The organism is Embleya sp. NBC_00888 (assembly GCF_045207655.1).
Classification (GTDB): domain Bacteria; phylum Actinomycetota; class Actinomycetes; order Streptomycetales; family Streptomycetaceae; genus Embleya.
Genome location: NZ_CP108784.1, coordinates 4,846,708 through 4,867,550, shown reverse-complemented (window position 1 = coordinate 4,867,550; position 20,843 = coordinate 4,846,708). Strand labels below are relative to the sequence as shown.

General features: G+C 71.8%; 23 protein-coding genes. 11 read left to right on the top strand and 12 right to left on the bottom strand.

What is annotated here, in order from left to right; translation table 11 throughout:
* Positions 1-8 precede the first annotated feature (8 nt).
* From OG948_RS20555 to OG948_RS20545, 3 genes are all read right to left on the bottom strand, one after another.
* Entirely contained in the window at positions 9-959 is a 951-nt protein-coding gene (locus tag OG948_RS20555; RefSeq protein ID WP_406297920.1) for a YgfZ/GcvT domain-containing protein, read from the bottom strand.
* A 46-nt stretch (positions 960-1,005) separates the two neighbouring features.
* A complete protein-coding gene (locus OG948_RS20550) occupies positions 1,006-1,431 on the bottom strand; it encodes a Fur family transcriptional regulator (protein WP_406297919.1) in 426 nt (141 codons plus the stop codon).
* Between the two features lie 74 nt (positions 1,432-1,505).
* Positions 1,506-2,021, bottom strand: coding sequence for an FABP family protein (locus tag OG948_RS20545; RefSeq protein WP_406297918.1), 516 nt, complete (start codon positions 2,019-2,021; stop codon positions 1,506-1,508).
* A gap of 241 nt (positions 2,022-2,262) precedes the next feature.
* Between OG948_RS20545 and OG948_RS20540 the strand changes: the two genes are divergently transcribed.
* Positions 2,263-2,625 (top strand): DsrE family protein, encoded by a 363-nt coding sequence (locus OG948_RS20540; RefSeq protein WP_360319300.1) that lies wholly within the window; start codon positions 2,263-2,265, stop codon positions 2,623-2,625.
* Positions 2,626-2,649: 24 nt separating this feature from the next.
* Here the strand turns inward: OG948_RS20540 and OG948_RS20535 are convergent, their stop codons facing one another.
* From OG948_RS20535 to OG948_RS20495, 9 genes are all read right to left on the bottom strand, one after another.
* The gene (locus tag OG948_RS20535; RefSeq protein ID WP_395864384.1) at positions 2,650-2,973 is read right to left on the bottom strand and encodes a DMT family transporter; all 324 of its coding nucleotides are present in this window, start codon (positions 2,971-2,973) and stop codon (positions 2,650-2,652) included.
* A 228-nt stretch (positions 2,974-3,201) separates the two neighbouring features.
* Entirely contained in the window at positions 3,202-3,495 is a 294-nt protein-coding gene (locus OG948_RS20530) for a DUF1416 domain-containing protein (RefSeq protein WP_020552259.1), read from the bottom strand.
* A gap of 42 nt (positions 3,496-3,537) precedes the next feature.
* Positions 3,538-4,377 carry a sulfurtransferase gene (locus OG948_RS20525; RefSeq protein ID WP_395864386.1) on the bottom strand — a complete coding sequence of 280 codons (840 nt, stop codon included), beginning with the start codon at positions 4,375-4,377 and terminating at the stop codon, positions 3,538-3,540.
* A 235-nt stretch (positions 4,378-4,612) separates the two neighbouring features.
* Positions 4,613-4,696, bottom strand: coding sequence for a putative leader peptide (locus OG948_RS20520; RefSeq protein ID WP_360319360.1), 84 nt, complete (start codon positions 4,694-4,696; stop codon positions 4,613-4,615).
* A gap of 104 nt (positions 4,697-4,800) precedes the next feature.
* The gene (locus OG948_RS20515) at positions 4,801-5,646 is read right to left on the bottom strand and encodes a zf-HC2 domain-containing protein (protein ID WP_406297917.1); all 846 of its coding nucleotides are present in this window, start codon (positions 5,644-5,646) and stop codon (positions 4,801-4,803) included.
* A complete protein-coding gene (locus OG948_RS20510) occupies positions 5,643-6,293 on the bottom strand; it encodes a sigma-70 family RNA polymerase sigma factor (protein WP_395864389.1) in 651 nt (216 codons plus the stop codon). The genes OG948_RS20515 and OG948_RS20510 overlap by 4 nt, the downstream gene beginning before the upstream one ends.
* Positions 6,294-6,409: 116 nt before the next feature.
* Entirely contained in the window at positions 6,410-8,038 is a 1,629-nt protein-coding gene (locus tag OG948_RS20505; protein WP_406297916.1) for a hypothetical protein, read from the bottom strand.
* Entirely contained in the window at positions 8,035-8,295 is a 261-nt protein-coding gene (locus tag OG948_RS20500; protein ID WP_395864393.1) for a MoaD/ThiS family protein, read from the bottom strand. The genes OG948_RS20505 and OG948_RS20500 overlap by 4 nt, the downstream gene beginning before the upstream one ends.
* Positions 8,296-8,414: 119 nt before the next feature.
* Complete coding sequence (locus OG948_RS20495; protein ID WP_406297915.1) at positions 8,415-9,173, bottom strand: alpha/beta hydrolase; 759 nt, start codon at positions 9,171-9,173, stop codon at positions 8,415-8,417.
* A gap of 244 nt (positions 9,174-9,417) precedes the next feature.
* Between OG948_RS20495 and OG948_RS20490 the strand changes: the two genes are divergently transcribed.
* From OG948_RS20490 to pstB, 10 genes are all read left to right on the top strand, one after another.
* A complete protein-coding gene (locus tag OG948_RS20490; protein WP_395864396.1) occupies positions 9,418-10,131 on the top strand; it encodes a winged helix-turn-helix domain-containing protein in 714 nt (237 codons plus the stop codon).
* Between the two features lie 166 nt (positions 10,132-10,297).
* Entirely contained in the window at positions 10,298-11,317 is a 1,020-nt protein-coding gene (locus tag OG948_RS20485; RefSeq protein ID WP_406297913.1) for a LacI family DNA-binding transcriptional regulator, read from the top strand.
* 44 nt (positions 11,318-11,361) lie between these two features.
* A complete protein-coding gene (mshD, locus tag OG948_RS20480; protein ID WP_406297912.1) occupies positions 11,362-12,303 on the top strand; it encodes a mycothiol synthase in 942 nt (313 codons plus the stop codon).
* 84 nt (positions 12,304-12,387) lie between these two features.
* Positions 12,388-14,565 (top strand): RNA degradosome polyphosphate kinase, encoded by a 2,178-nt coding sequence (locus OG948_RS20475; protein WP_406297911.1) that lies wholly within the window; start codon positions 12,388-12,390, stop codon positions 14,563-14,565.
* On the top strand, positions 14,552-15,535 hold the full coding sequence (locus tag OG948_RS20470) for a CHAD domain-containing protein (RefSeq protein ID WP_406297910.1): 984 nt from the start codon (positions 14,552-14,554) through the stop codon (positions 15,533-15,535). Before OG948_RS20475 ends, OG948_RS20470 begins: the two co-directional genes overlap by 14 nt.
* Positions 15,528-16,340 (top strand): NUDIX hydrolase, encoded by an 813-nt coding sequence (locus OG948_RS20465; RefSeq protein ID WP_406297909.1) that lies wholly within the window; start codon positions 15,528-15,530, stop codon positions 16,338-16,340. The genes OG948_RS20470 and OG948_RS20465 overlap by 8 nt, the downstream gene beginning before the upstream one ends.
* A gap of 288 nt (positions 16,341-16,628) precedes the next feature.
* The gene (pstS, locus tag OG948_RS20460) at positions 16,629-17,774 is read left to right on the top strand and encodes a phosphate ABC transporter substrate-binding protein PstS (protein ID WP_406297908.1); all 1,146 of its coding nucleotides are present in this window, start codon (positions 16,629-16,631) and stop codon (positions 17,772-17,774) included.
* A gap of 37 nt (positions 17,775-17,811) precedes the next feature.
* Entirely contained in the window at positions 17,812-18,807 is a 996-nt protein-coding gene (gene pstC / locus OG948_RS20455) for a phosphate ABC transporter permease subunit PstC (protein ID WP_406297906.1), read from the top strand.
* Positions 18,804-19,910 carry a phosphate ABC transporter permease PstA gene (pstA, locus tag OG948_RS20450; RefSeq protein ID WP_406297905.1) on the top strand — a complete coding sequence of 369 codons (1,107 nt, stop codon included), beginning with the start codon at positions 18,804-18,806 and terminating at the stop codon, positions 19,908-19,910. The genes pstC and pstA overlap by 4 nt, the downstream gene beginning before the upstream one ends.
* Before the next feature lie 62 nt (positions 19,911-19,972).
* Positions 19,973-20,749: a phosphate ABC transporter ATP-binding protein PstB gene (pstB, locus tag OG948_RS20445; protein WP_395864719.1), complete on the top strand. Its 777-nt coding sequence runs from the start codon at positions 19,973-19,975 to the stop codon at positions 20,747-20,749.
* Positions 20,750-20,843: the final 94 nt, after the last annotated feature.

The window sequence follows — 20,843 nt, the reverse complement described above, 5'->3', positions numbered from 1 at the left end:
GACGAGGACTACGCGGGGACCACGACCTCCTGGGTGGCCGGCACGCCGCCGGCCAGGAGTTCCGCGTCCACCGCGGTGTTGCGCTTGATCAGCGCCAGCGCGATCGGGCCGAGTTCGTGGTGGCGCACCGCGCTGGTGACGAAGCCGACCTGCCGGCCCGCGAGTTCGACCGGCGCACCGTGCGCGGGCAGCGTCTCCGGCGTGCCGTCCAGGTGCAGGAAGACCAGCCGGCGCGGCGGGCGGCCCAGGTTGTGCACGCGCGCGACCGTCTCCTGGCCCCGGTAGCAGCCCTTGTCCAGGTGCACGGCGGTGTCGATCAGACCCAGCTCGTGCACGATCGTGCGGTGATCGGTCTCCTGGCCCAGTCGGGGCCGGTACGCGGCGATCCGCAGCGCCTCGTACGCCCACATGCCGGCCGGGTGCGCGTGCTCGCGGCCGTACCGCTCCAGGCGCTCGCGCGGCAGGAACAGCTCGCGTCCGTGGTCCGTGGCGCGCACCAGCACGTCCTCGGGCGTGTCGCCGGGGCCGCCCGCCTCGTGCACGATCGCGAAGTCGGCGGACACGTCCGCGACCTCGACCCGCAACATGAAGCGCATCCGGTCCAGGAACTCGACCAGCGCGGGCGCCTCGCCGGGCTCGAGATGGGCCCAGAACGCCTCGCCGTCGTCCACCCCGTACAGCGCGTGCTCGATGTGCCCGTGCGGGCTCAGCACGAGCGTCAGCGTCGCCTCGTGCGGCTTCAGGTCGGTCAGGTGTTGCGTGGTCAGCGAGTGCAGCCAGCTCAGCCGATCCGGACCGCTCACCTTGATCACGTCGTGGTGGGAGAGGTCGACGAAGCCCTCGCCCGCCTCCAGCCGACGTTGTTCGCGCAGGGGATCGCCGTAGTGCGCGGCGACGCCGGCGTCGGGGGCTTCCGCGGCGACCGCGCCGGGCAGGGACAACAAGGGGCTCGTGGGCATGTCCCCACAGTACGAGACCGGCGCGGCCCGGTGCCGTTGCCCCGGTTCAGGGAACCCGGGCAGCGGTGCACTCGGCGCAGCGGCCGAAGATCGCGAAGTGCGCGAGATCGATGTCGAATCCGTGCTCGGCGCGCAGTTGCTCGCCCATCGCCGCGGCCACCTCGGTGCCCACCTCGATCACCCGACGGCAGTCCCGGCAGACCAGGTGCAGATGGCCGCCGACGTCGGCCGGGTGATAGGTCGGCGCGCCGTGCCCGAGGTGGGTGTGGGTGACCAGGTCGAGTTGTTCGAGCAGTTCCAGGGTGCGGTAGACGGTCGAGATGTTGATCCCGCCGGCCGTCTTGTGCACCTCGACCAGGATCTCGTCCGGCGTCGCGTGACCCAGGGTGTTCACCGCTTCGAGGACGAGTTGGCGCTGCGGCGTGAGCCGGTAGCCCTTCTCCCGAAGTTCGTGCTTCCAGTCAGTGCTCACGCAGGGAAGTTTACGAGTGCGGGCCGGTCCCCGGGCCACTCGGCGCGGTCGCGTCCGGTTCGGCGCCGTCGGCGCTATTCGGCCGCGAGGTCGGCGTCGACCCGCTTGAGCTGGGCGGAGACGTGGGCCTGGAGCGGATGCCCCATGGCGGCCATGTCGTACGCGTACATCAACTCGCTCTTGACCAGGCCGTACAGCCGGTGGCCCGCGGTGTACTCCTTCGCGTCCTCGGTGCGCGCGACCACGTCGGTGCGCATCTCCAGGCGCGGGCCGTCCACCTTGCCCAGCCAGATCTCCACGATGCCGGTGGGGTGCGCGAGGGTCACGTCGACCGAACCGTCCAGCTTCGAACGCCAGAAGCCGGTCTCGGTCGCCAGCGGGCGCACCCGCTCACCCTCGTCGTCGAGCAGCCAGGTGCGCGACGTGTAGGTGAGGAACGGCTTGTTCGCGATGTAGCCGAAGGTGACCTGCTGACCGAAGCGGAACGCCTCGATGGTCGGGTAGTCGCCGACACCGGCGCCTTCCCAGGTGCCGAGCAGGAACGCGAGCGGGACGGCGTCGAAGTGCAGGTCGTCCGGGATTTCGATCATGGTGGGGCGGCCGCTTCCGGGGTCGGGTACGGCGGGTCAGCCTACCGGTCCCGCGCTCAGTTCTGGCCCTTGTACAGCTTGGACACGGTCAGCGCGGCGAACCACGCGACGAGGACGCCGACCACGGCCAGCAGCGCAATGAAGAAGATGTGCATCGCCCGGGTGCTCCTCGTGCTCTGTACGGGTGGGCCAGGTCGACCTGGCCGGGTGCCAAACGGCCTCAGTGTATAGGCTGCGGGCCGTGAAGCGATCTCTCGTGGTCAAGGTCACCGCAGGTCAGGACGCGCCGGAGCGCTGCTCCCAGGCGTTCACGGTGGCGTCCGTGGCGCTCGCGTCGGGGGTGGACGTATCGCTGTGGCTCACCGGCGAGTCGTCCTGGTTCGCGCTGCCCGGGCGCGCGGCCGAGTTCGAGCTCCCGCACGCCGCGCCGCTGCCGGACCTGCTCGACGCGCTGATCGCGGGCGGCCGGGTGACCCTGTGCACGCAGTGCGCGGCGCGCCGCGAGATCACCGGCGACGACGTGTTGCCGGGAATTCGGATCGCGGGCGCGCAGGTGTTCGTCCAGGAAGCGCTCGCCGACGGCGCCCAGGCGTTGGTGTACTGACCGATCGGCCGCGCGGGTCCGCGGTCAGTGGCTGATCCCGGAGATGTTCAGGCCGATCACGCCGAGCAGGACCAGGCCGATCGAGATCAGTTTGAGCGGCGACGCGCCCTCGTTCAGGAGCCAGATGCCCACGAGCGCGGTGCCCGCCGCGCCGATCCCGGTCCACACCGCGTACGCGGGGCCGACCTCCAGGGACTTGAGCGCGTAGGTGAGCAGCCCGAAGCTGCCCAGCGCGCACGCGGCGAAGCCGACGGTGGGCCACAACCGGGTGAATCCGTGGCTCTGCTTGAGCATGATGGCGAATCCGGTCTCCAGGACTCCCGCGATGATCACGATCACCCATGCCACGTGTGCCTCCCGGCGTCGCGCCCTGCTTCCGGTGCCCCGCCCCGAAAGATCCGCCCGAGGCGGATCCCCCGAAGATACGGAAACCTTTCTGCCCCGACGACCCAGGGCACACACCAAACGACCCCGCCCCTCCCCCGAGCACGTGGGGAGGGGCGGAGCCGTTCTTGCCACCGATCGGGCAGCGGGTTCCGAGGGTGTACGTCCGAAGGAGACCCGACCCGTCGGGGGTCAGACCGCGATCTCGACCTCGGCGACGGTGCCCTTCTCGGACACCACCACGCTGCGGTCCACGGTCGCGCCGGGCACCAGTGCCCGCACGGTCCAGTTGCCCGGGGCCGCGAAGAACCGGAACTGGCCGGTCGCGGAGGTGGGCACCTCGGCGGTGAAGTCGCCACCCGCGTCGAGCAGGCGCACGTAACCGTTGATCGGCTGCCCGCCCTTGGTCACCGCCCCCTGAATGATGGTTTCCTTCGCCACGTCAACTCCTGCCAGATCCGGGCCGCCGGCCTTCGCACCGCACATCGTTCCTGCTCCCTGAGGTCGGGTTGGTCGGGTAGCCGTCGGTCACTTGCCGTCGCCGAGCTCGATCGGCACGCCGACCAGCGCGCCGTACTCGGTCCACGAGCCGTCGTAGTTGCGGACGTTGCCCTGCTCCAGCAGCTCGTGCAGGACGAACCACGTGTGCGCCGAGCGCTCGCCGATCCGGCAGTAGGCGATGGTGTCCTTCGCCAGGTCCACGCCCTCGCCCTCGTACAGCGCGGTGAGTTCCTCGTTGGTCTTGAAGGTGCCGTCGTCGTTGGCGGCCTTCGACCACGGGATGTTCTTCGCGGTCGGCACGTGGCCGGCCTTCTGCGACTGCTCCTGCGGCAGGTGCGCCGGGGCGAGCAGCTTGCCGGAGAACTCGTCGGGCGAACGCACGTCGACCAGGTTCAGCGTGCCGATCGCGGCGAGCACGTCGTCGCGCCAGGCGCGGATCGACTTGTCCTGCTCCTTGGCCACGTAGGTGGTCGCGGCGCGCTCGGGCACCTCGACGACCAGCTCGCGCGAGTCGAGCTCCCACTTCTTGCGACCGCCGTCGAGCAGCTTGACGTCGCCGTGGCCGTAGAGCTTGAAGTACCAGTAGGCGTAGGACGCGAACCAGTTGTTGTTGCCGCCGTAGAGCACGACGGTGTCGTCGTTGGAGATGCCCTTGGCCGACAGCAGCGCGGAGAAGCCGGCCTCGTCGACGAAGTCGCGCTTGACCGGGTCCTGGAGGTCGTCGCGCCAGTCGATGCGCACCGCACCGCGGATGTGGTTCTTGACGTAGGCGCTGGTGTCCTCGTCGACCTCGACGAGGACGACCTTCGGGTCGTCCAGGCGGGCCTGGACCCAGTCGGCGTCTACCAGAACGTCGGAGCGGCTCATGGGGATACCTCCGGTGCAAAAGTGCGCGGGATTGCCGCGGATGTGGGGCTGCGCGGTCTCGGGGTACACCCGGGCGTGCCGCGGCGCCGCGGCAGGCGGGGTGTGGGTGTGTCCGTGGTTGCTACGCGGGGGCCGGGTGCCCGTTCCACCGCGTCGTCACACGGTTCGGGTCCCGGGTCCGACGGTCGGTCGCGATCCGCCTCGGGCGCATCGCCGATCTACGACTGTCGGCAAGTCAGTCAGCGCAACACAGGCAGGTCTGCGTGCGGCACAGGTCCACTGCGCGCCGCTTGGTGAGGTCGTCCGCCTGTCGCTTCACACCATCGATCGTAGGGAGGGTGAGCCACTCGTGTCATGCGCGGCCCAAGATGTGAGACAAAATTGTCCGCCCATTGAGATGAGCGGACAATTGGCACCGCTTTGTCATGGTTGGGCGGGCGGGATCTCCAGCAGTTCCGCGCCGTCGCCGACGGTTTTGACGGCGAATCGGGTGATCTCCCCGACCGGGATGCTGGTCGCGCCCCGGATCGGGTCGCCGGGGCCGTAGTCGCCGTTCGGGACCACCCACGAGGACGCCGTCTCCACCCGCCCCCGGGTGCCGTAGACGTCGAGCCGACAGCGGGTCCCCGGCCGGATGCCGGACAGCGACAGGTCCACGCTGCTGCCCCACGCGGTGGCGGCGTAGCGCAATTCGGCGCCCATGCCCGAGCGCGGGTCGCCGCCGCGGGCGATCCGAAGGCCCGGCAACCCGGGCGGCGTCGCGGTGCCGGCCGGACCGGCCGTCGCGGACGGGCGCCCCGGGGGCGCGGTCGTCGGCGGTGCGCCGGCCGTGTCGCCGCTGTCCGAGGAGTCGCCGAGGACCCAACCGGTGAACCCCGCGAGGATCATCAACACGGCCGCCGCGGCGGCCACCGCATGGCGCGACCGGCGGCGCCGATCCGCCTGCCGGGCCGCGGTGGACAACACGCGTGCGGGAACGACGCCGTTCGCGGCCGCGCCGCTCGCCGCCGCCTCGGCCGCGGTCAGCCGGGCGAGCAGGGTGGGCAGCCCCGCGAGCTCCTCGTACTCGGCCCGGCAGCGCGGGCACGTGGCCACGTGTTGGCGGACCCGGGCGGCCTCGTTCTCGTCGAGGGCGCCGACCACGAACGCGCCGAGGTCCAGGCGGGCCACCGCGCAGCCCAGCCGGGCGGGTGGGCCCGCCGGCTTCGGCGGATGCGCGTCGGGAGCGGCGCCGCTCGCCGCCGCGCTCTCGTCCCCGGTGTCCGTCACGGGACCAACCCCCTTTCCTCCAAGGCCACGCGCAGCGCTCGCAGCGCGTAGTACGTCCGTGATTTGACCGTGCCCTCGGGTACCCCCAGGGCCTTGGCCGCGTCGGCCACCGAACTGCCCCGGTAGTAGGTCTCCAACAACACCGCGCGGTGCTCGGGGCTCAGCGCGGCCATCGCGTCGGCGACGTCCCACGCGAGCACGGCCCGGTCGAACTCGGCCTCGGCACCCTCGTCCGCCACCGTCGCCAGCGCCGCGTCGCCGGTCTCGGGCGGGCGGGCCTTGCGGGCCCGGCCGACGTCGATCACCACGTTGCGGGCCACCGTGCACAGCCAGCCCCGGACCGAGCCGCGGGTGGGGTCCAGCGCCTCGGGGTGGCGCCACGCGCGCAACAGCGTCTCCTGGACCACGTCCTCGGCCCAGGCCCGATCGCCGCCGGTCAGCCGCAGCGCGAAACCCAGCAGCGGGCCGCCGTGTTCGAGGTAGAGCGTGCGGATGACCGCCTCGTCCGCGGTGGATATTCGGGACGCCGAGTGCAGCGGGTCGGCGGCGGGACGGTCGTCCCCGCGAGCGGGTCGGGCCAGGAAGGCCCGAGCCGCCGCCGGGTCCGCCTGCGCCTCGGCGCCGAGCAGTTCCGAACGATGCGTCACACCCGCCATACGGGCGGGCGGGTCCGGCGGTTCATCCCGGCTCCCGGGACGGGACCGGCGGTATATCCACGGCATGGCCGCATCCTCCCGTGGCGGAGCCGCCGCCGTACGGTTAATCAGCCGATCATGACCCGTCCCAGCAGGTACGCGGCCGGCGCGGCGAGCGCGAGCGGCAGGGATACACCGGCGGTGAAGTGCACGAACCGGGACGGATGGTCGTAGCCGGCGATCCGCCGGCCGAGCAGCCCGAGCGCCGCGGCGCCGGCACCGAGCAGCGCGGCGTACGACGCCTCGCCACCGAGCGCGATGCCCGCGCCCGCGCCGGCCGCGGCGCCCAGCAGCCAGGACGGGATCGGCGCCACGGCCGGCGGCAGCGGCACCGCCCGGACCAGCGTCGCGACACCGGCCGCGAACACCGCGGCGACCACCGCCGCGCCCGCGTCGATCGGCCCGCCCTCGAGGTCGCCCGCGACCAGGTAGGCGACGTCGAACGCGGCGATCAGCGCGGCGGACGTGGTCACGGTGAGCGCGGGCAACAACTCGCCCGGCCGGGCTCCGCTCCGGGCCTGGAGCGCGAGCACCACCAGCAGCGTGCAGGCGAGCACGGCGGGCACGCTCGCCAGCCCCTGCTCGCCCTTGGCGTACACCGCGATGTCGGTGGCGAAGGCGGCCAGCACGACCAGCGCGATGCCCTGGCGCGCGGGCCACATGCCGTTGAGCCGGAACCACCCGGCGGCGGTGAGCACTTGCAGGAACGCGACGCCGAGCACGAGGGCCGGCTTGCCGGCGATCGCGGTCACCGCGAGGACCGCGGCCAGGCCGACCGTGCACAGCGCCGGCAACATGCCCGGCGGGTCCCAGATCGGCGTCCGGGGCGTCCGCGCGGCCCGCGTGGACGGCTCGCCCGTGCGCTGGGCGGGCACCCGCGCGGCCCGACGACCGGTGCCGACGGCGTGCTCGAGGTCACGGCCCCGATCGAGGTCGGGGCCGAGGTCGGCGGCCCCGGCCGCGTCCAGCGCGTGTTCCGCGTCGTAGTCGGCCGCGGAGTAGTCGGTGCCGGCGTAGTCGGCGCGCCCCTCGTCGTAGTGGTCGACCTCTGCCCCGTAAGCGCCGGAGTCGTCCGTCCCGGCTTCGGGAAGCGGCTCGACGATCGCCGGCAGCACGCTCGTCGCGCCGTCCTGGTCCGGGTATCCCGAGCCGTACGCGTCCCGGCCGGATTCGGCGAGTGCGGGCAACATCTCGGTCGCGTCCGGGTAGCCGTACCCGCCGCCGGGCCCGCTCGGGACCGGCTCGGCGTACGCCTGCGGAGGGGACTCCTGTGGATACGACCCCTGCCGGGGGTAGGGCTCCTGTGCGTATGGCTCCGGCGCGTAGGGCTCCGGCGCGTAGGGCTCCGGCGCGTAGGGCTCCGGCGCGTAGCCCTGTGCGATATGGCTCCCGTGCGACCCGTCCGGCCCGGCATAGGACTGTTGCGGGTAGCCGTGGCCGCCGTGCTCGACGGGCTGCGCGTACTGCCCGGGCTCGGCGTAGCCGCCGCCCGGGTGTGGCCCGCCGTACGCCTCGCCGACCGGGCCGCCGTGCGGCTCGCCGTAGTGCTCCCCGGCCGGCGCGAAGGCCTGTTCGCCGTAGCCGGGTCCCGACGCACCCGGGTCGGCCTGCGGCTCGCCCTGGTACATCGCCGCCGGGTCGTACCCGCCCGGCTCCTCGTATCGGTCGCCCGTCGGGCGTCCGCGTCGCCCGCTCATCCGCCGGCGAAGGGGGGCAGGACCTCGACGGTGCCGCCCTCGGTCAGGGTGATCGCCGAGTGGTCGCGCAGTCCCACCGGATCGCCGTCCACGACGAACGAGCAGTTCGCGACGACCGCGCCGAAGCGGGTCGAGTCGCCGTGCCGCTCTCGGGCCCGCCGCAGGGCGTCGGCGAGGGTGACCGCGTCGTACGGCTCCTCGGGCGTGCCCGCGGCTTCCTTCGCCGCGGCCCAGTACCGCATGGTGCCGACCGCCATCGCGCGCCCTCCCGTGTGTCCGTGTGTGCGTCCGCGGCTGGTGTGCCCGAACGGCGCCGAAGTGTGCAGCATCCATGATGACGCCTCCCGACGGGCCGTTCGGTCCCCCGGCACCCGGATCACCCCTCGGTGTGCGCCCGGGCCCACCGCGCGATCCGGTCCACCAGGTCGGCGCCGACCGCGTTCTCGGCGTGGCCGAGGCCGGGCTCGATCCACAGGTCCTTCGGGGCCCCGGCCGCGTCGTGGATCTGTCGGGGGTGGTCCAACGGGAAATACGGGTCGCTGTCGCCGTGCACCACGAGCAGCGGCGTGGGCGCGATCGCCGCGGCGGCCTCGAACGGGGCGAGCGGCACCGGATCCCACGTTCGGGCGGAGATCCGGGTGCGCAGCACGAAGCGGGCCACCGCGCGCCCGGTCCGGCGCTCGATCGCGAAGTGCACCCGGCGCATCGGCGGGGTGTCCCGGTAGTACCAGCGGGCCGGCGCGCTCACCGCGACCACCGCCGCGACGCCGTCGTACAGCGCCGCGTGCCGCAGCACGACGCTGCCGCCCATCGAGAAGCCGACCGTGACCACCCTTCGGTAGCCGAGCCTGCGGGCCCATCCGACCGCCGCCTCCAGGTCGCGCACCTCGCGATCGCCCACCGTGCTCAGTCCCGTGGACGCGCCGTGGCCGCGGAAGTCGAAACCGATCACCCCGCCGTGCGCGCGCAGCCCGTCCAGCACCGCGCCGACGGCCGGCCGACGCCACGAACCGGTGAACCCGTGGGCGACCACGAAGACCCGATCGCGGGTGCCGAAATCGGCTCCGGGTCGGTGTACGGCGCTGATCCGCACGTCGTCGTCGGTGATCAGGACGGCCTGCTCGGGTGCAGGCATTCCGGTGAAAGACGGACCCGAAGGTGTCCGCAGTGCGGGAAGATCCCCGGGTAGGTCGGTTCCTCGAGACATGTTCGCTATCCTGACCCCGCAGGCTCACCTCCGATGACGGGCACACCCCACGGACCCCAGAAGTGGTTCCGGAACGGTTACGGAATCGGACGAGCCGGCGACCAATGAAGGATCCGGGCGACGATGCCCCGGGTCCTTTCGTGTTTCTGTGCCTGTTTTGGGAGGTGTCCCGTTGAGTGCACTGCTGCTGCTCACGAACGCGCTCCAGCCGTCGGCCGAGGTGCTGCCCGCGCTCGGTCTGCTGCTGCACCAGGTACGCGTGGCCCCGGCGGAGGCCTCCGCGCTGGTCGACGCGCCCGCCGCGGACGTCATCCTGGTCGACGGCCGGCGTGACCTCCCCCAGGTGCGCAGCCTGTGCAGGGTGTTGCGCACCACCGGGGTCGGTGCCCCGCTGGTGCTGGTGGCCACCGAGGGCGGCCTGGCCGCGCTGACCGCGGACTGGGGGGTCGACGACGTCCTGCTGGACACCGCCGGGCCCGCCGAGGTCGAGGCCCGACTGCGGCTGGCGATCGGCCGGCTCCAGGCGGCGCAGGGCGCGGAGGACGAGCCCACCGAGATCCGCAACGGCGACCTGAGCATCGACGAGGCCACCTACAGCGCGAAGCTGCGCGGTCGGGTGCTCGATCTGACGTTCAAGGAGTTCGAGCTGATCAAGTACCTCGCGCAGCACCCGGGCCGGGTGTTCACCCGGGCCCAGTTGTTGCAGGAGGTGTGGGGATACGACTATTTCGGCGGCACCCGCACGGTCGACGTGCACGTACGCCGACTACGCGCGAAACTCGGGCCCGAGCACGAGTCGTTGATCGGCACGGTGCGCAACGTCGGCTACCGGTTCGTGGTGCCCGATCGGGGCGTGGGCGAGCCCGCGCTCGCCGACCGCACGTGATCCACCTCCCGGCACCGGGCCCGTCGATCGACCCGATGGGGCGTCACATCCCTTGCCCACAAGCACAAAGCAGACTTATCCGGAGCAACACGGAGGACCACCCCGTCCCGCGTCCAGGTTGTGAACTCCCGTGAGTCGTGCCGGTCCCCGTCCCTACAATGACCGGGTGCCCAAAGTGACCCGCGACGACGTCGCCCGCCTCGCGGGGACCTCCACCGCGGTGGTCTCCTACGTCGTCAACAACGGCCCGCGCCCGGTCGCGCCGGCGACGCGCGAGCGTGTGCTCGCCGCGATAGACAAGCTGGGTTACCGGCCCGACAGTGTGGCCCAGGCGATGGCCAGCCGCCGGACCAACCTGATCGGCCTGGTGATCCCCGACGCCCGACAGCCGTTCTTCGCCGAACTCGCGCACACCGTCGAACAGGCCGCGTTCGAACAGGGCCGGTTGGTGCTGATCGGCAACTCCGACTACGAGGACGACCGCGAGCTGCACTACGTGCGCGCGTTCCTGGGCATGCAGGTGTCCGGACTCGTGCTGGTCAGCCAGGGCCCCTCCGAGCGCGCCGCGCGCGAGATCGCCACCCGGGACGTCCGGGTGGTGCTGATGCACCGTCAGCCCGACGCGCTGGGCGGCGACGCGGTCATCGTGGACGACGTGGAGGGCGCCTACACGGCGGTCCGCCACCTGCTCGACACACACGGCTTGACCCGGGTGGACTGCCTGGGCGGCCCGCCCAGCACACCGGACTCGGGCGACCCGGTCACCGACCACGTCACCGGTTGGCGGCGGGCGATGGCCGAACGCGGGCTGCCCACCGACGGTCTGCTGCACGAGGCGCCGTTCGGCCGGTTCGGCGCCTACCAGGTCGCGCTGTCGCTGCTGACCGGCCCGGATCGGCCCCGGGCGCTGTTCTGCTCGACCGACGACCAGGCGATGGGTGTCCTGCACGCGGCTCGCGAAGCGGGTCTGCGGGTGCCGGACGACCTCGCCGTGGTCGGCTTCGACGACATCGCCGAGGCGGCGATCGCCGATCCGCCGCTGACCACGGTGACCTCGGACCGGCCGGGCATGGCCCGCGCGGCGGTCGAGCTGGCCCTGGAGCGCGAACCGGCCGCGGCCGGCGACCCCAGGGTGCGTACCTTCCCGTCCACGCTGGTGGTCCGGCGAAGCTGCGGCTGCGGCTGACGGCGGCGCGACGACCCGAGGCGGCGCTCAGTACCGTGGAGGCCATGGACCTCGCGGATGTGTCGATCGAGACGGTGAATCGGGCCTCGGCGCAGGACGCCGAAGCCGTGCTGGCCCTGGCCGAGACGGCGGCCGGCGTCGACGGCGCCTCGCCGCTGTCCGAACAGTCCCGGCTGGAGTTGCGGCACGGCGCGCCGGCGGCGCGCGAGGTGCTCGCCCGGAGCGGCGACACGATCGTCGGCTTCGCGCACCTGGACGGTTCGGACCCCGTGGACGGTCCGTCCGCCGAGTTGTTCGTCGCACCGCCCGCGCGCGGCGCGGGCCTGGGCCGGGCGCTGCTGGACGCGCTGGCGGCCGAGGCCGCCCGGATCGACGGGGACGGCCGGCTGCGGGTGTGGGCGCACGGCAAGCTGCCCGCGGCCGAGCGGCTGGCCGCGGCGCTCGGCTTCACCGCGTTCCGTGAGCTGTGGCAGATGCGTCGCGCGGCCGGTACCGCGGTGCCCGACCTGGACGTGCCCGCCGACGTGCGGCTGCGCGCCTTTGCCCCCGGCACCGACGACCGGGCCTGGCTGGCGCTCAACGCCAAGGCCTTCGCGCACCACCCCGAGCAGGGCGCGTGGACCGCGGACGACCTGCGCCGGCGGTTCGCCGAGCCGTGGTTCGACCCGGCCGGCTTCTTCCTCGCCGAGGACACGAACAGCGGCGAACTGCTCGGCTTCCACTGGACCAAGACGCACCCCGCGACCGCGGACTCGGGCCCGCTGGGCGAGGTGTACGTGGTCGGTGTCGACCCGGCGGCCCAGGGCCGCGGGCTGGGCGCGCTGCTGACCTCGGTGGGTCTGCGGCACCTGGCCCAGCACACCGTCGACGGTCGTCCGCTTGCCGAAATACTGCTTTATGTGGACGCGGACAACGAGGCGGCGGTCAAGGTGTACACCCGTTTGGGCTTTCGCGTGCATACCGTCGATGTGATGTACCGACGCTGAACACCGTGTGAAACCTGGCGAACATCTGTTTCGGGTCGGGGTCGCACAGGTGCACATAGACCGTCGCGAAAAGACAATGGTCTGATGAACGCCGAAACTCCCGCCGCGCGATCCTCCCGACACCTGACCGTGGCCGTGCCCTCGGCGAAGGCAGGCGCCACGGCCACGGTCACCGCGGCGGCGCCGCGCGTGGAGGTCGATCTGCCGCCGGACCGGTTCCTGGACCGCGAGGGCAGTTGGCTGGCGTTCAACGAGCGGGTGCTCGAACTGGCCGAGGACCCGAGCACGCCGCTGCTGGAGCGGGCGCGATATCTGGCCATCTTCGCCTCCAACCTCGACGAGTTCTTCATGGTCCGGGTGGCCGGCCTCAAGCGCCGGATCGCCACCGGCCTGGCGGTGCGCGCGGCCAGCGGGCTCCAGCCGCGCGAGGTGCTGGAGAACATCTGGTCGCGCAGCCGTGCGCTGATGGCCCGGCACTCCACGTGCTTCCACCACGACGTGCTGCCCGCGCTCGGCGAGGCCGACATCCAGTTGCTGCACTTCGACGACCTGACCGACGGCGAGCGGCAGTCGTTGTACGCGCTCTTTCGCGAGCGGGTCTTCCCGGTCCTGACCCCCCTGGCCGTGGACCCGGCGCACCCGTTCCCGTACATCTCCGGCCTGTCGCTGAACCTGGCCGTGATCGTGCGCAACCCGCGCTCGGGCAACGAGCACTTCGCCCGGGTCAAGGTGCCGCCGCTGCTGCCGCGCTTCGTGGAGACCTCGCCGGCCCGCTTCGTGCCGCTCGAGGAGGTGATCGCCGAATTCCTCGGCGACCTGTTCCCGGGCATGGACGTGCTGGGCCACCACGCGTTCCGGGTCACCCGCAACGAGGATCTGGAGGTCGAGGAGGACGACGCGGAGAACCTGCTCCAGGCGCTCGAGCGGGAGTTGATGCGCCGCCGGTTCGGGCCCCCGGTCCGACTCGAGGTCGAGGAGAACATCGACCCGCACGTGCTCGACCTGCTGGTACGCGAGCTGGGCGTGGGCGAGAAGGAGGTCTACCCGCTGCCCGGTCCGCTCGACCTGACCGGGCTGCACGCGATCGCCGACCTGGACCGACCCGAGCTCAAGTTCGGCCGTTACGTCGCCGGCACCCACCGCGACCTGGCCGAGGTGGAGACCGCGCAGGCCGCCGACGTGTTCGCCGCGATGCGCAAGCGCGACATCCTGGTGCACCACCCCTACGACTCGTTCGCGACCTCGGTGCAGGCCTTCCTCGAGCAGGCCGCGGCCGACCCGCACGTGCTGGCGATCAAGCAGACGTTGTACCGCACCTCCGGCGACTCGCCGATCGTGGACGCCCTGGTGGACGCGGCCGAGTCCGGCAAGCAGGTGCTGGTCCTGGTCGAGCTCAAGGCCCGCTTCGACGAGCACGCCAACATCACCTGGGCGCGCAAGCTGGAGCAGGCCGGCTGCCATGTCGTGCACGGCGTGGTGGGGCTCAAGACGCACTCCAAACTGAGCCTGGTGGTCCGCCAGGAGGGCGACACGCTGCGCCGCTACTGCCACATCGGGACCGGCAACTACAACCCCAAGACGGCCCGACTGTACGAGGACCTGGGCCTGCTGACCGCCGACCCGCAGGTCGGCGAGGACATGTCGAACCTGTTCAACCGGCTCTCCGGCTACTCGCGCGCGCAATCGTTTCGGCGGTTGCTGGTCGCCCCGCACTCGCTGCGCAACGGGCTGGTCGAGCGGATCGAGCGCGAGGTGGACAACCACGAGCAGGGGCTGCCGGCGTACGTCCGGCTCAAGTCGAACTCGCTGGTCGACGAACTGGTGATCGACGCGCTGTACCGCGCCTCGCAGGCCGGCGTCCCGGTCGATTTGTGGATCCGCGGCATCTGCGCGTTGCGCCCGGGCGTTCCCGGACTGTCCGAGACCATCCGGGTGCGCAGTATTCTCGGGCGATTTTTGGAACACTCGAGGGTATGGGTGTTCGCCGGCGGCGGCGAACCGGAGGTGTGGATCGGCAGTGCCGACCTGATGCACCGCAACCTGGACCGCAGGGTCGAGGCCGCGGTGCGGTTGCGCGGCGATCGACACCGCGACGAGATGACGTCCTTCATGGACCTGGGGATGAGCCCGAAGACCGCGTCCTGGCACCTGGACCGGGACGGCGTCTGGACCCGGCACGCGACCGCCGCCGACGGGACCCGGCTTCGTGACGTGCAGGAGCACCTCATCGAGACCCGGAGGCGCAGACGTGGCCCGGAGTAAGCAGGCAACGACCATCCCTCGGCAGCGCGCGGCGGCCGAGGACACCTCGGCCGGCGCGATCCTGCTCGCGCACCTGGTCGGGGAGGCCGGGGCGTTCATCGACGAGTTGCCCCGGTTGAGCGCGGGCGAGGAGGAGGCCGCGCACAACGCGCGGGTGGCCGCCCGGCGCATCCGCAGCGCGCTGGCCACGTGCGGACCGCTCCTGGAGCCGGAGCCGGCCGCGCTGCTGCGCACCCGGCTGCGCGACGCCGCGGACGCGCTGGCGGGCGAGCGCGACGCGGAGGTGCTCCTCGAACGCCTGTCGGCCGACCTGGACGCGCTGCCCGAGCGGCCCGGCACGGCCAGGGCCCGGGCCGTCCTCACCCGCCGGCTGCGCGGCGATCAGGGCGCCGGCCGGGCCCGCGCGCTGGACGCGCTCGGCTCGGGAGTGTTCACCACGCTGTCCGCGGACCTGGTCGAACCGGCCCTGGGCCTGACCTTCACCGAGCGGGCCGCGGCACCGGGCGCCGAGGTCGTGCCCAAACTGGTCGCCCGCACGCTGCGCCGGCTCGACCGCGCCGCCGGGGCGCTGCCGCTGGAGGCGGCCGGCGTGCCCTATCCGCCGGACCACGCCGGGTTCACCCCGTACGCGGGCACCGACGACGAGGCCTGGCACCGGGTGCGGATCCTGGCCAAGCGGGCCCGCTACGCCGCCGACATGTGCGTACCCGCGTTCGGGCCGCCGGCGGCCCGACTGGCCCGGCGGCTCAAGGCGGTGACCGAGGTGCTCGGCGTGCACCAGGACGCGACCATCGCCGCCGACGCGGTGGCGGAGCTCGCCGCCGGGCCCCGGGTCGGCGGGCCGGCCGCCTTCGTGTTGGGCGAGTTGTACGCGCACGAGCGGCAGGTCGCCACCGCTCGGCGGTACGCGTTCACGCACGTGTGGCCCAAGGCCTGCACGCCGGACGTGCGGGCGTGGCTCGATGGATGACCCCGCTCTGCTCGCGCACACCGAGCGCGACCCGGTGCTCGCCGCGGGCGGCGTGTTGTGGCGCCGGGCCGGGGACGGCGTGGAGGTCGGGTTGGTGCATCGGCCGCGCTACGACGACTGGTCCTTCCCGAAGGGCAAGCTGGAGTCCGGCGAGCCCGCGGTGGTGGCCGCCGTGCGCGAGATCGCCGAGGAGACCGGTTATCGGGCGATCCTGGGACGCGAGTTGGGCGTGCTCAGCTATCCGATGCACTCGCGCGATCGCCTCAAGATCAACCGCTACTGGGTCGCCGAGGCGGTCGCCGGCGAGTTCGCCGCCAATCCGGAGGTGGACCGGATGTGGTGGGGCCCGCCGGAGGAGGCCGCGAAGCTGTCCGGGACCCCGGACTACACCGCGTCGCTGACCGACGCGTTTCGCTCCGGACCGCCGCCCGCGACGGTCCCGGTGCTGGTGTTGCGCGCGGGACCGGCGTACGCGCGGGACCTGGTGCCGATGCTCGCCGCGTTCGGTCCGGTCGAGGTGTACGGCGCCACGACGCCGGCCGCGGTGGCGACGGTGGCGCCGTATGTCGCGGCGGTGGGCGCGCGGGTGCGCTCGACCGCGTGCTCGGTGGCCGACGCGCTGCGCGGCGGCCGGCCCACACTGCTGTGCGCGCCCGTTCCGGACCTGCCCGGCGCCGCTCCCGGGATGACCGCCACCCGGCTGGCCGCCGAGCCCCTGCTGCCCGGGGAGTTCGCCGTGCTGCACGCGTGGGCGGGCCGTGTGGTGGCCATGGGCCGGTACGCCCCCTACCCGACGGGGAGCTGAGCATTCGGTCAAGTCGTGATCACGGTTCACGGAACGTCACCCGGCGGGCATCTGAACAGCGGGTGAACGAGATTCGCCGTGCGCGACAAAGGCCCAGTTCGCGGGCAGTAAATGGCTACATGAGCGGACAATTCATCCAGCGGTCGGCTTATCTGACTCGACCGTTCAAGTTCACCCTCGGTTCACTTTGCGCGGCGGATCGCTTCATTCTCACGGCCTAACTTCATGGATGACGGCGACCGTTCGGGTCGTCGCACCACGAGTCGAGTTCGATCGAAAGGGAGCGCCGTGACCATTCGGCCCCGCAGTGTCCGTCGCGGTATCGGCTTCACCGGCCTGGCACTCGCCGGCGCGCTCACGCTGGCCGCGTGCGGCTCCGACGACAACAGCTCGGGGGACGACAACAAGTCGTCGACGAAGGCGGCCTCCGCCCCCGGCGCCGAGGCGCCCAAGGGTGACTGCGGTACGGGCAAGATCGCCGGCGCCGGCTCCAGCGCCCAGAAGAACGCGCTGGACGAGTGGATCAAGGCCTACCAGGCCAAGTGCTCGGGCGCCTCGATCGACTACGCGGGCTCGGGCTCGGGCGCCGGCCGCCAGTCGTTCTTCGACAAGCAGGTCACCTTCGCCGGCTCCGACTCGGCGCTCAAGCCGGAAGAGGTCGCCAAGGCCGGCGCCGCGTGCGCTCCCGGCCAGGCGATCAACCTGCCGATGGTGACCGGCCCGATCGCGGTGGCGTACAACGTCTCCGGCGTCAAGGACCTGGTCCTGGACGCGAAGACGATCGCGGGCATCTTCAACGGCAAGATCACCAAGTGGGACGCCGCCGAGATCAAGGCGCTGAACCCGAACGCGCAGCTGCCGTCGACCCCGATCCAGACCGTGCACCGGTCCGAGGCGTCCGGCACCACCGAGAACTTCACCAAGTACCTCAAGGCCGCGGCCCCCGCCGACTGGACCTTCGACGCCGCGCAGGACTGGAAGGCCCCGGGCGGCCAGGGCGCCAAGGGCAGCGAGGGTGTCGCGTCGATCGTCAAGCAGACGCAGGGCGGCATCAGCTACATGGAGCAGTCCTTCGCGGAGAACTCCGGCCTGGGCATCGCGCAGATCAACACGGGCGCGTCGGCTCCGGTCAAGCTCACCCCCGAGGCCGCGGGCAAGGCCGTCGAGGCCGCGAAGATCGCCGGTCAGGGCAACGACCTGAAGCTGACCGTCGACTACGCGACCAAGGCCGAGGGCGCCTACCCGATCATCCTGGTCACCTACGAGATCGTCTGTGAGAAGGGCACCCCGGCGGACAAGCTGCCGCTGCTCAAGTCCTTCCTCAACTACACCTCCAGCGCCGAAGGCCAGAAGGTCCTCGCGGGCATCGGCTACGCGCCGCTCCCGACGACGATCGCGGAAAAGGTCCGCGCCGCCGTGGCCGGTCTGTCCTAGTCCGAGCCCGCTGAGCGACCGACTCGTACGGAGAGAGATGTCCACCACCACCCCCACCGCACCGGCGGAACCCGAGCGCAAGGCCCCCGTGGCCAAGCGCACCAAGGTTCGGCCGGGCGACCGGATCTTCTCCGGTGCCGCCCGCGGCGCCGGCATCAGCCTGCTCGCCATCATGGCCGCGATCGCGATATTCCTCGTGGTCAAGGCGACGGACGCGCTGTCGAAGAACCAGGGCAGCTTCCTGACCGACCAGGGTTGGGACCCGAACGCGGCGAAGCCCGCCTTCGGCGTCGTCACCCTCGTGTTCGGCACGGTTGTCAGCGCCACCATCGCGATGGTCATCGCGGTGCCGGTCGCGGTGGGGGTGGCGCTGTTCATCACGCACTACGCTCCCCGGCGGATCGCCCAGACACTCGGTTACATCGTCGACCTGCTGGCCGCCGTACCCAGCGTGGTCTACGGCCTGTGGGGCTACATCTTCCTGGCCCCCAAGCTGCTCGGCCTGCACTCGTGGCTGTCCGACTACCTCGGCTGGATCCCGCTGTTCGACAAGGAGCAGGCGGGCGTCACCGCCCGCACCCTGTTCACCGTCGGCATCGTGCTCTCGATCATGATCCTGCCGATCATCGCGGCGGTCACCCGGGAGGTCTTCCTCCAGGTGCCTCGCGCCCACGAGGAGGCCGCGCTCGCGCTCGGCGCGACCCGTTGGGAGATGATCCGGGTCGCGGTGCTGCCCTACGGCAAGCCCGGCATCATCAGCGCCTCGATGCTCGGCCTGGGCCGGGCGGTCGGCGAGACCATCGCGGTGGCGATGGTGCTCTCCCCCAGCTTCGTGGTCTCGGTGCACATCCTGGACCCGGGCAACAACACGATCGCGGCGAACATCGCGAACCAGTTCGGTGAGTCCAACGACATCGGTCGCGGTGCGTTGATCGCCTCGGGCCTGGTCCTGTTCGTCATGACGCTGCTCGTCAACGGCGCCGCGCGCGTCGTCATCAACCGGCGCAAGGCGTTCTCTGGAGCGAACTCATGACCGTCCTCGACACGGGCGACAAGCGCCCGGGCATCGGTTCGGACGCGGTGGAGAAGGCCGGTGGTCTGCCGGATCCGCGCGCGGCCTCGCTGACCCGCCGGACCCTCCCGCGCTCGGTGCCGTGGGCGATCGCGGGCGGCGGCGTGGCGCTGACGGTCGTGCTGAAGCTGGTCCTGGACAACTGGGCCCTCGCGGTCTTCCTCGCGGGTGTGGCCTTCATCGTCGCCCTCTCGGCCGTCTCCTGGCGCTACGAGGACAGCCGTCGGGCCCGGGACCGGTTCGCCACGAGCCTGATCTCCACCGCGTTCGTGCTCGCCGTACTGCCCCTGATCTCGCTGCTCGGCTACACGATCCAGCGCGGCTGGGACAAGCTGACCCCGTACTTCCTGTCCCACTCGATGCGCGGCGTGGGCGCCCGGGACGACACCGGCGGCGTCTACCACGCGATCATCGGCACCCTGGAGCAGGTCGGCCTGGCCACCCTGATCGCGGTCCCGATCGGGCTGCTCACCGCGATCTACCTGGTCGAGTACGGGCGCGGCCGGCTGGCCAAGACGGTGACGTTCTTCGTGGACGTGATGACCGGGCTGCCCTCGATCGTCGCGGGTCTGTTCATCTACGCCTTCTGGATCATGATGCTGGGCTTCGAGGCGTCCGGCTTCGCCGGGTCGCTGGCGCTGATGATCCTGATGTTGCCGACGGTGGTGCGCTCCGCCGAGGAGATGCTCAAGCTGGTCCCGAACGAACTGCGCGAGGCCAGCCTGGCGCTGGGCATCCCGAAGTGGCGCACCGTGCTCAAGGTCGTGCTGCCCACCGCGTTCGGCGGCATCGTCACCGGCGTCATGCTCTCGATCGCCCGGGTCATCGGCGAGACCGCGCCGCTGCTGCTGCTGGTCGGACTCACCCAGTCGATCAACACCGACCCGTTCTCGGGCTGGCAGTCGGCGCTGCCGCTGTACGTCTTCGACCAGAACCACGCGGGCAACCAGTTCGCCGAGGAGCGGGCCTGGGCCGCCGCGCTGACGCTGATCCTGATCGTCATGATCCTGAACCTGGCGGCGCGGTTGATCGCCCGCTGGAAGGCCCCGAAGGGGGGCCGATGAAGTCCCTGACGACCCGACCGGCCGACCGCGGCACCGACAACCGCACCGATTCCGAGGCAGGAATGACCAAGCGCATCGAAGTTTCCGGACTCAACGCCTACTACGGCTCGCACAAGGCCGTCGAGGACATCTCGATGACCATGGAGCCGCGTTCGGTCACGGCCTTCATCGGTCCCTCCGGCTGCGGCAAGTCCACCTTCATCCGCACCCTCAACCGCATGCACGAGCTGATCCCGGGTGCCTCCGTGGACGGCTCGGTCGCGCTGGACGGGCAGGACCTGTACGGCAGCGAGATCGACCCGGTCGCGGTGCGCCGCACGGTCGGCATGGTGTTCCAGCGGCCCAACCCCTTCCCGACCATGTCGATCTACGACAACGTCGCGGCCGGGCTCAAGCTCGCGGGCATCAAGCGCAAGGGCGACCTGGACGCGATCGTCGAGCGCTCGCTGCGCGGCGCGAACCTGTGGACCGAGGTCAAGGACCGGCTGAACAAGCCCGGCGCGGGCCTGTCCGGCGGCCAGCAGCAGCGACTGTGCATCGCCCGCGCGATCGCGGTCGAGCCGCAGGTGTTGCTGATGGACGAGCCGTGCTCGGCGCTCGACCCGATCTCCACGCTCGCGATCGAGGACCTGATCGCGCTGCTCAAGGAGCGGTACACGATCGTCATCGTGACCCACAACATGCAGCAGGCCGCGCGCGTCTCGGACAAGACCGCGTTCTTCAACCTCGCCGGCCCGGGTCAGCCCGGTCGCCTGGTGGAGATCGGCGACACCGAGACGATCTTCTCCGCACCGACCCAGGAATCCACGGCGGACTACATCGCCGGCCGGTTCGGCTGACGGTCGAAGCGTCGACGGGCGTCGGGATGGACATGCGAGAGGGCCCACACCGGGACGGGTGTGGACCCTCTCGTTCGATATGTCGCCTTCGGGC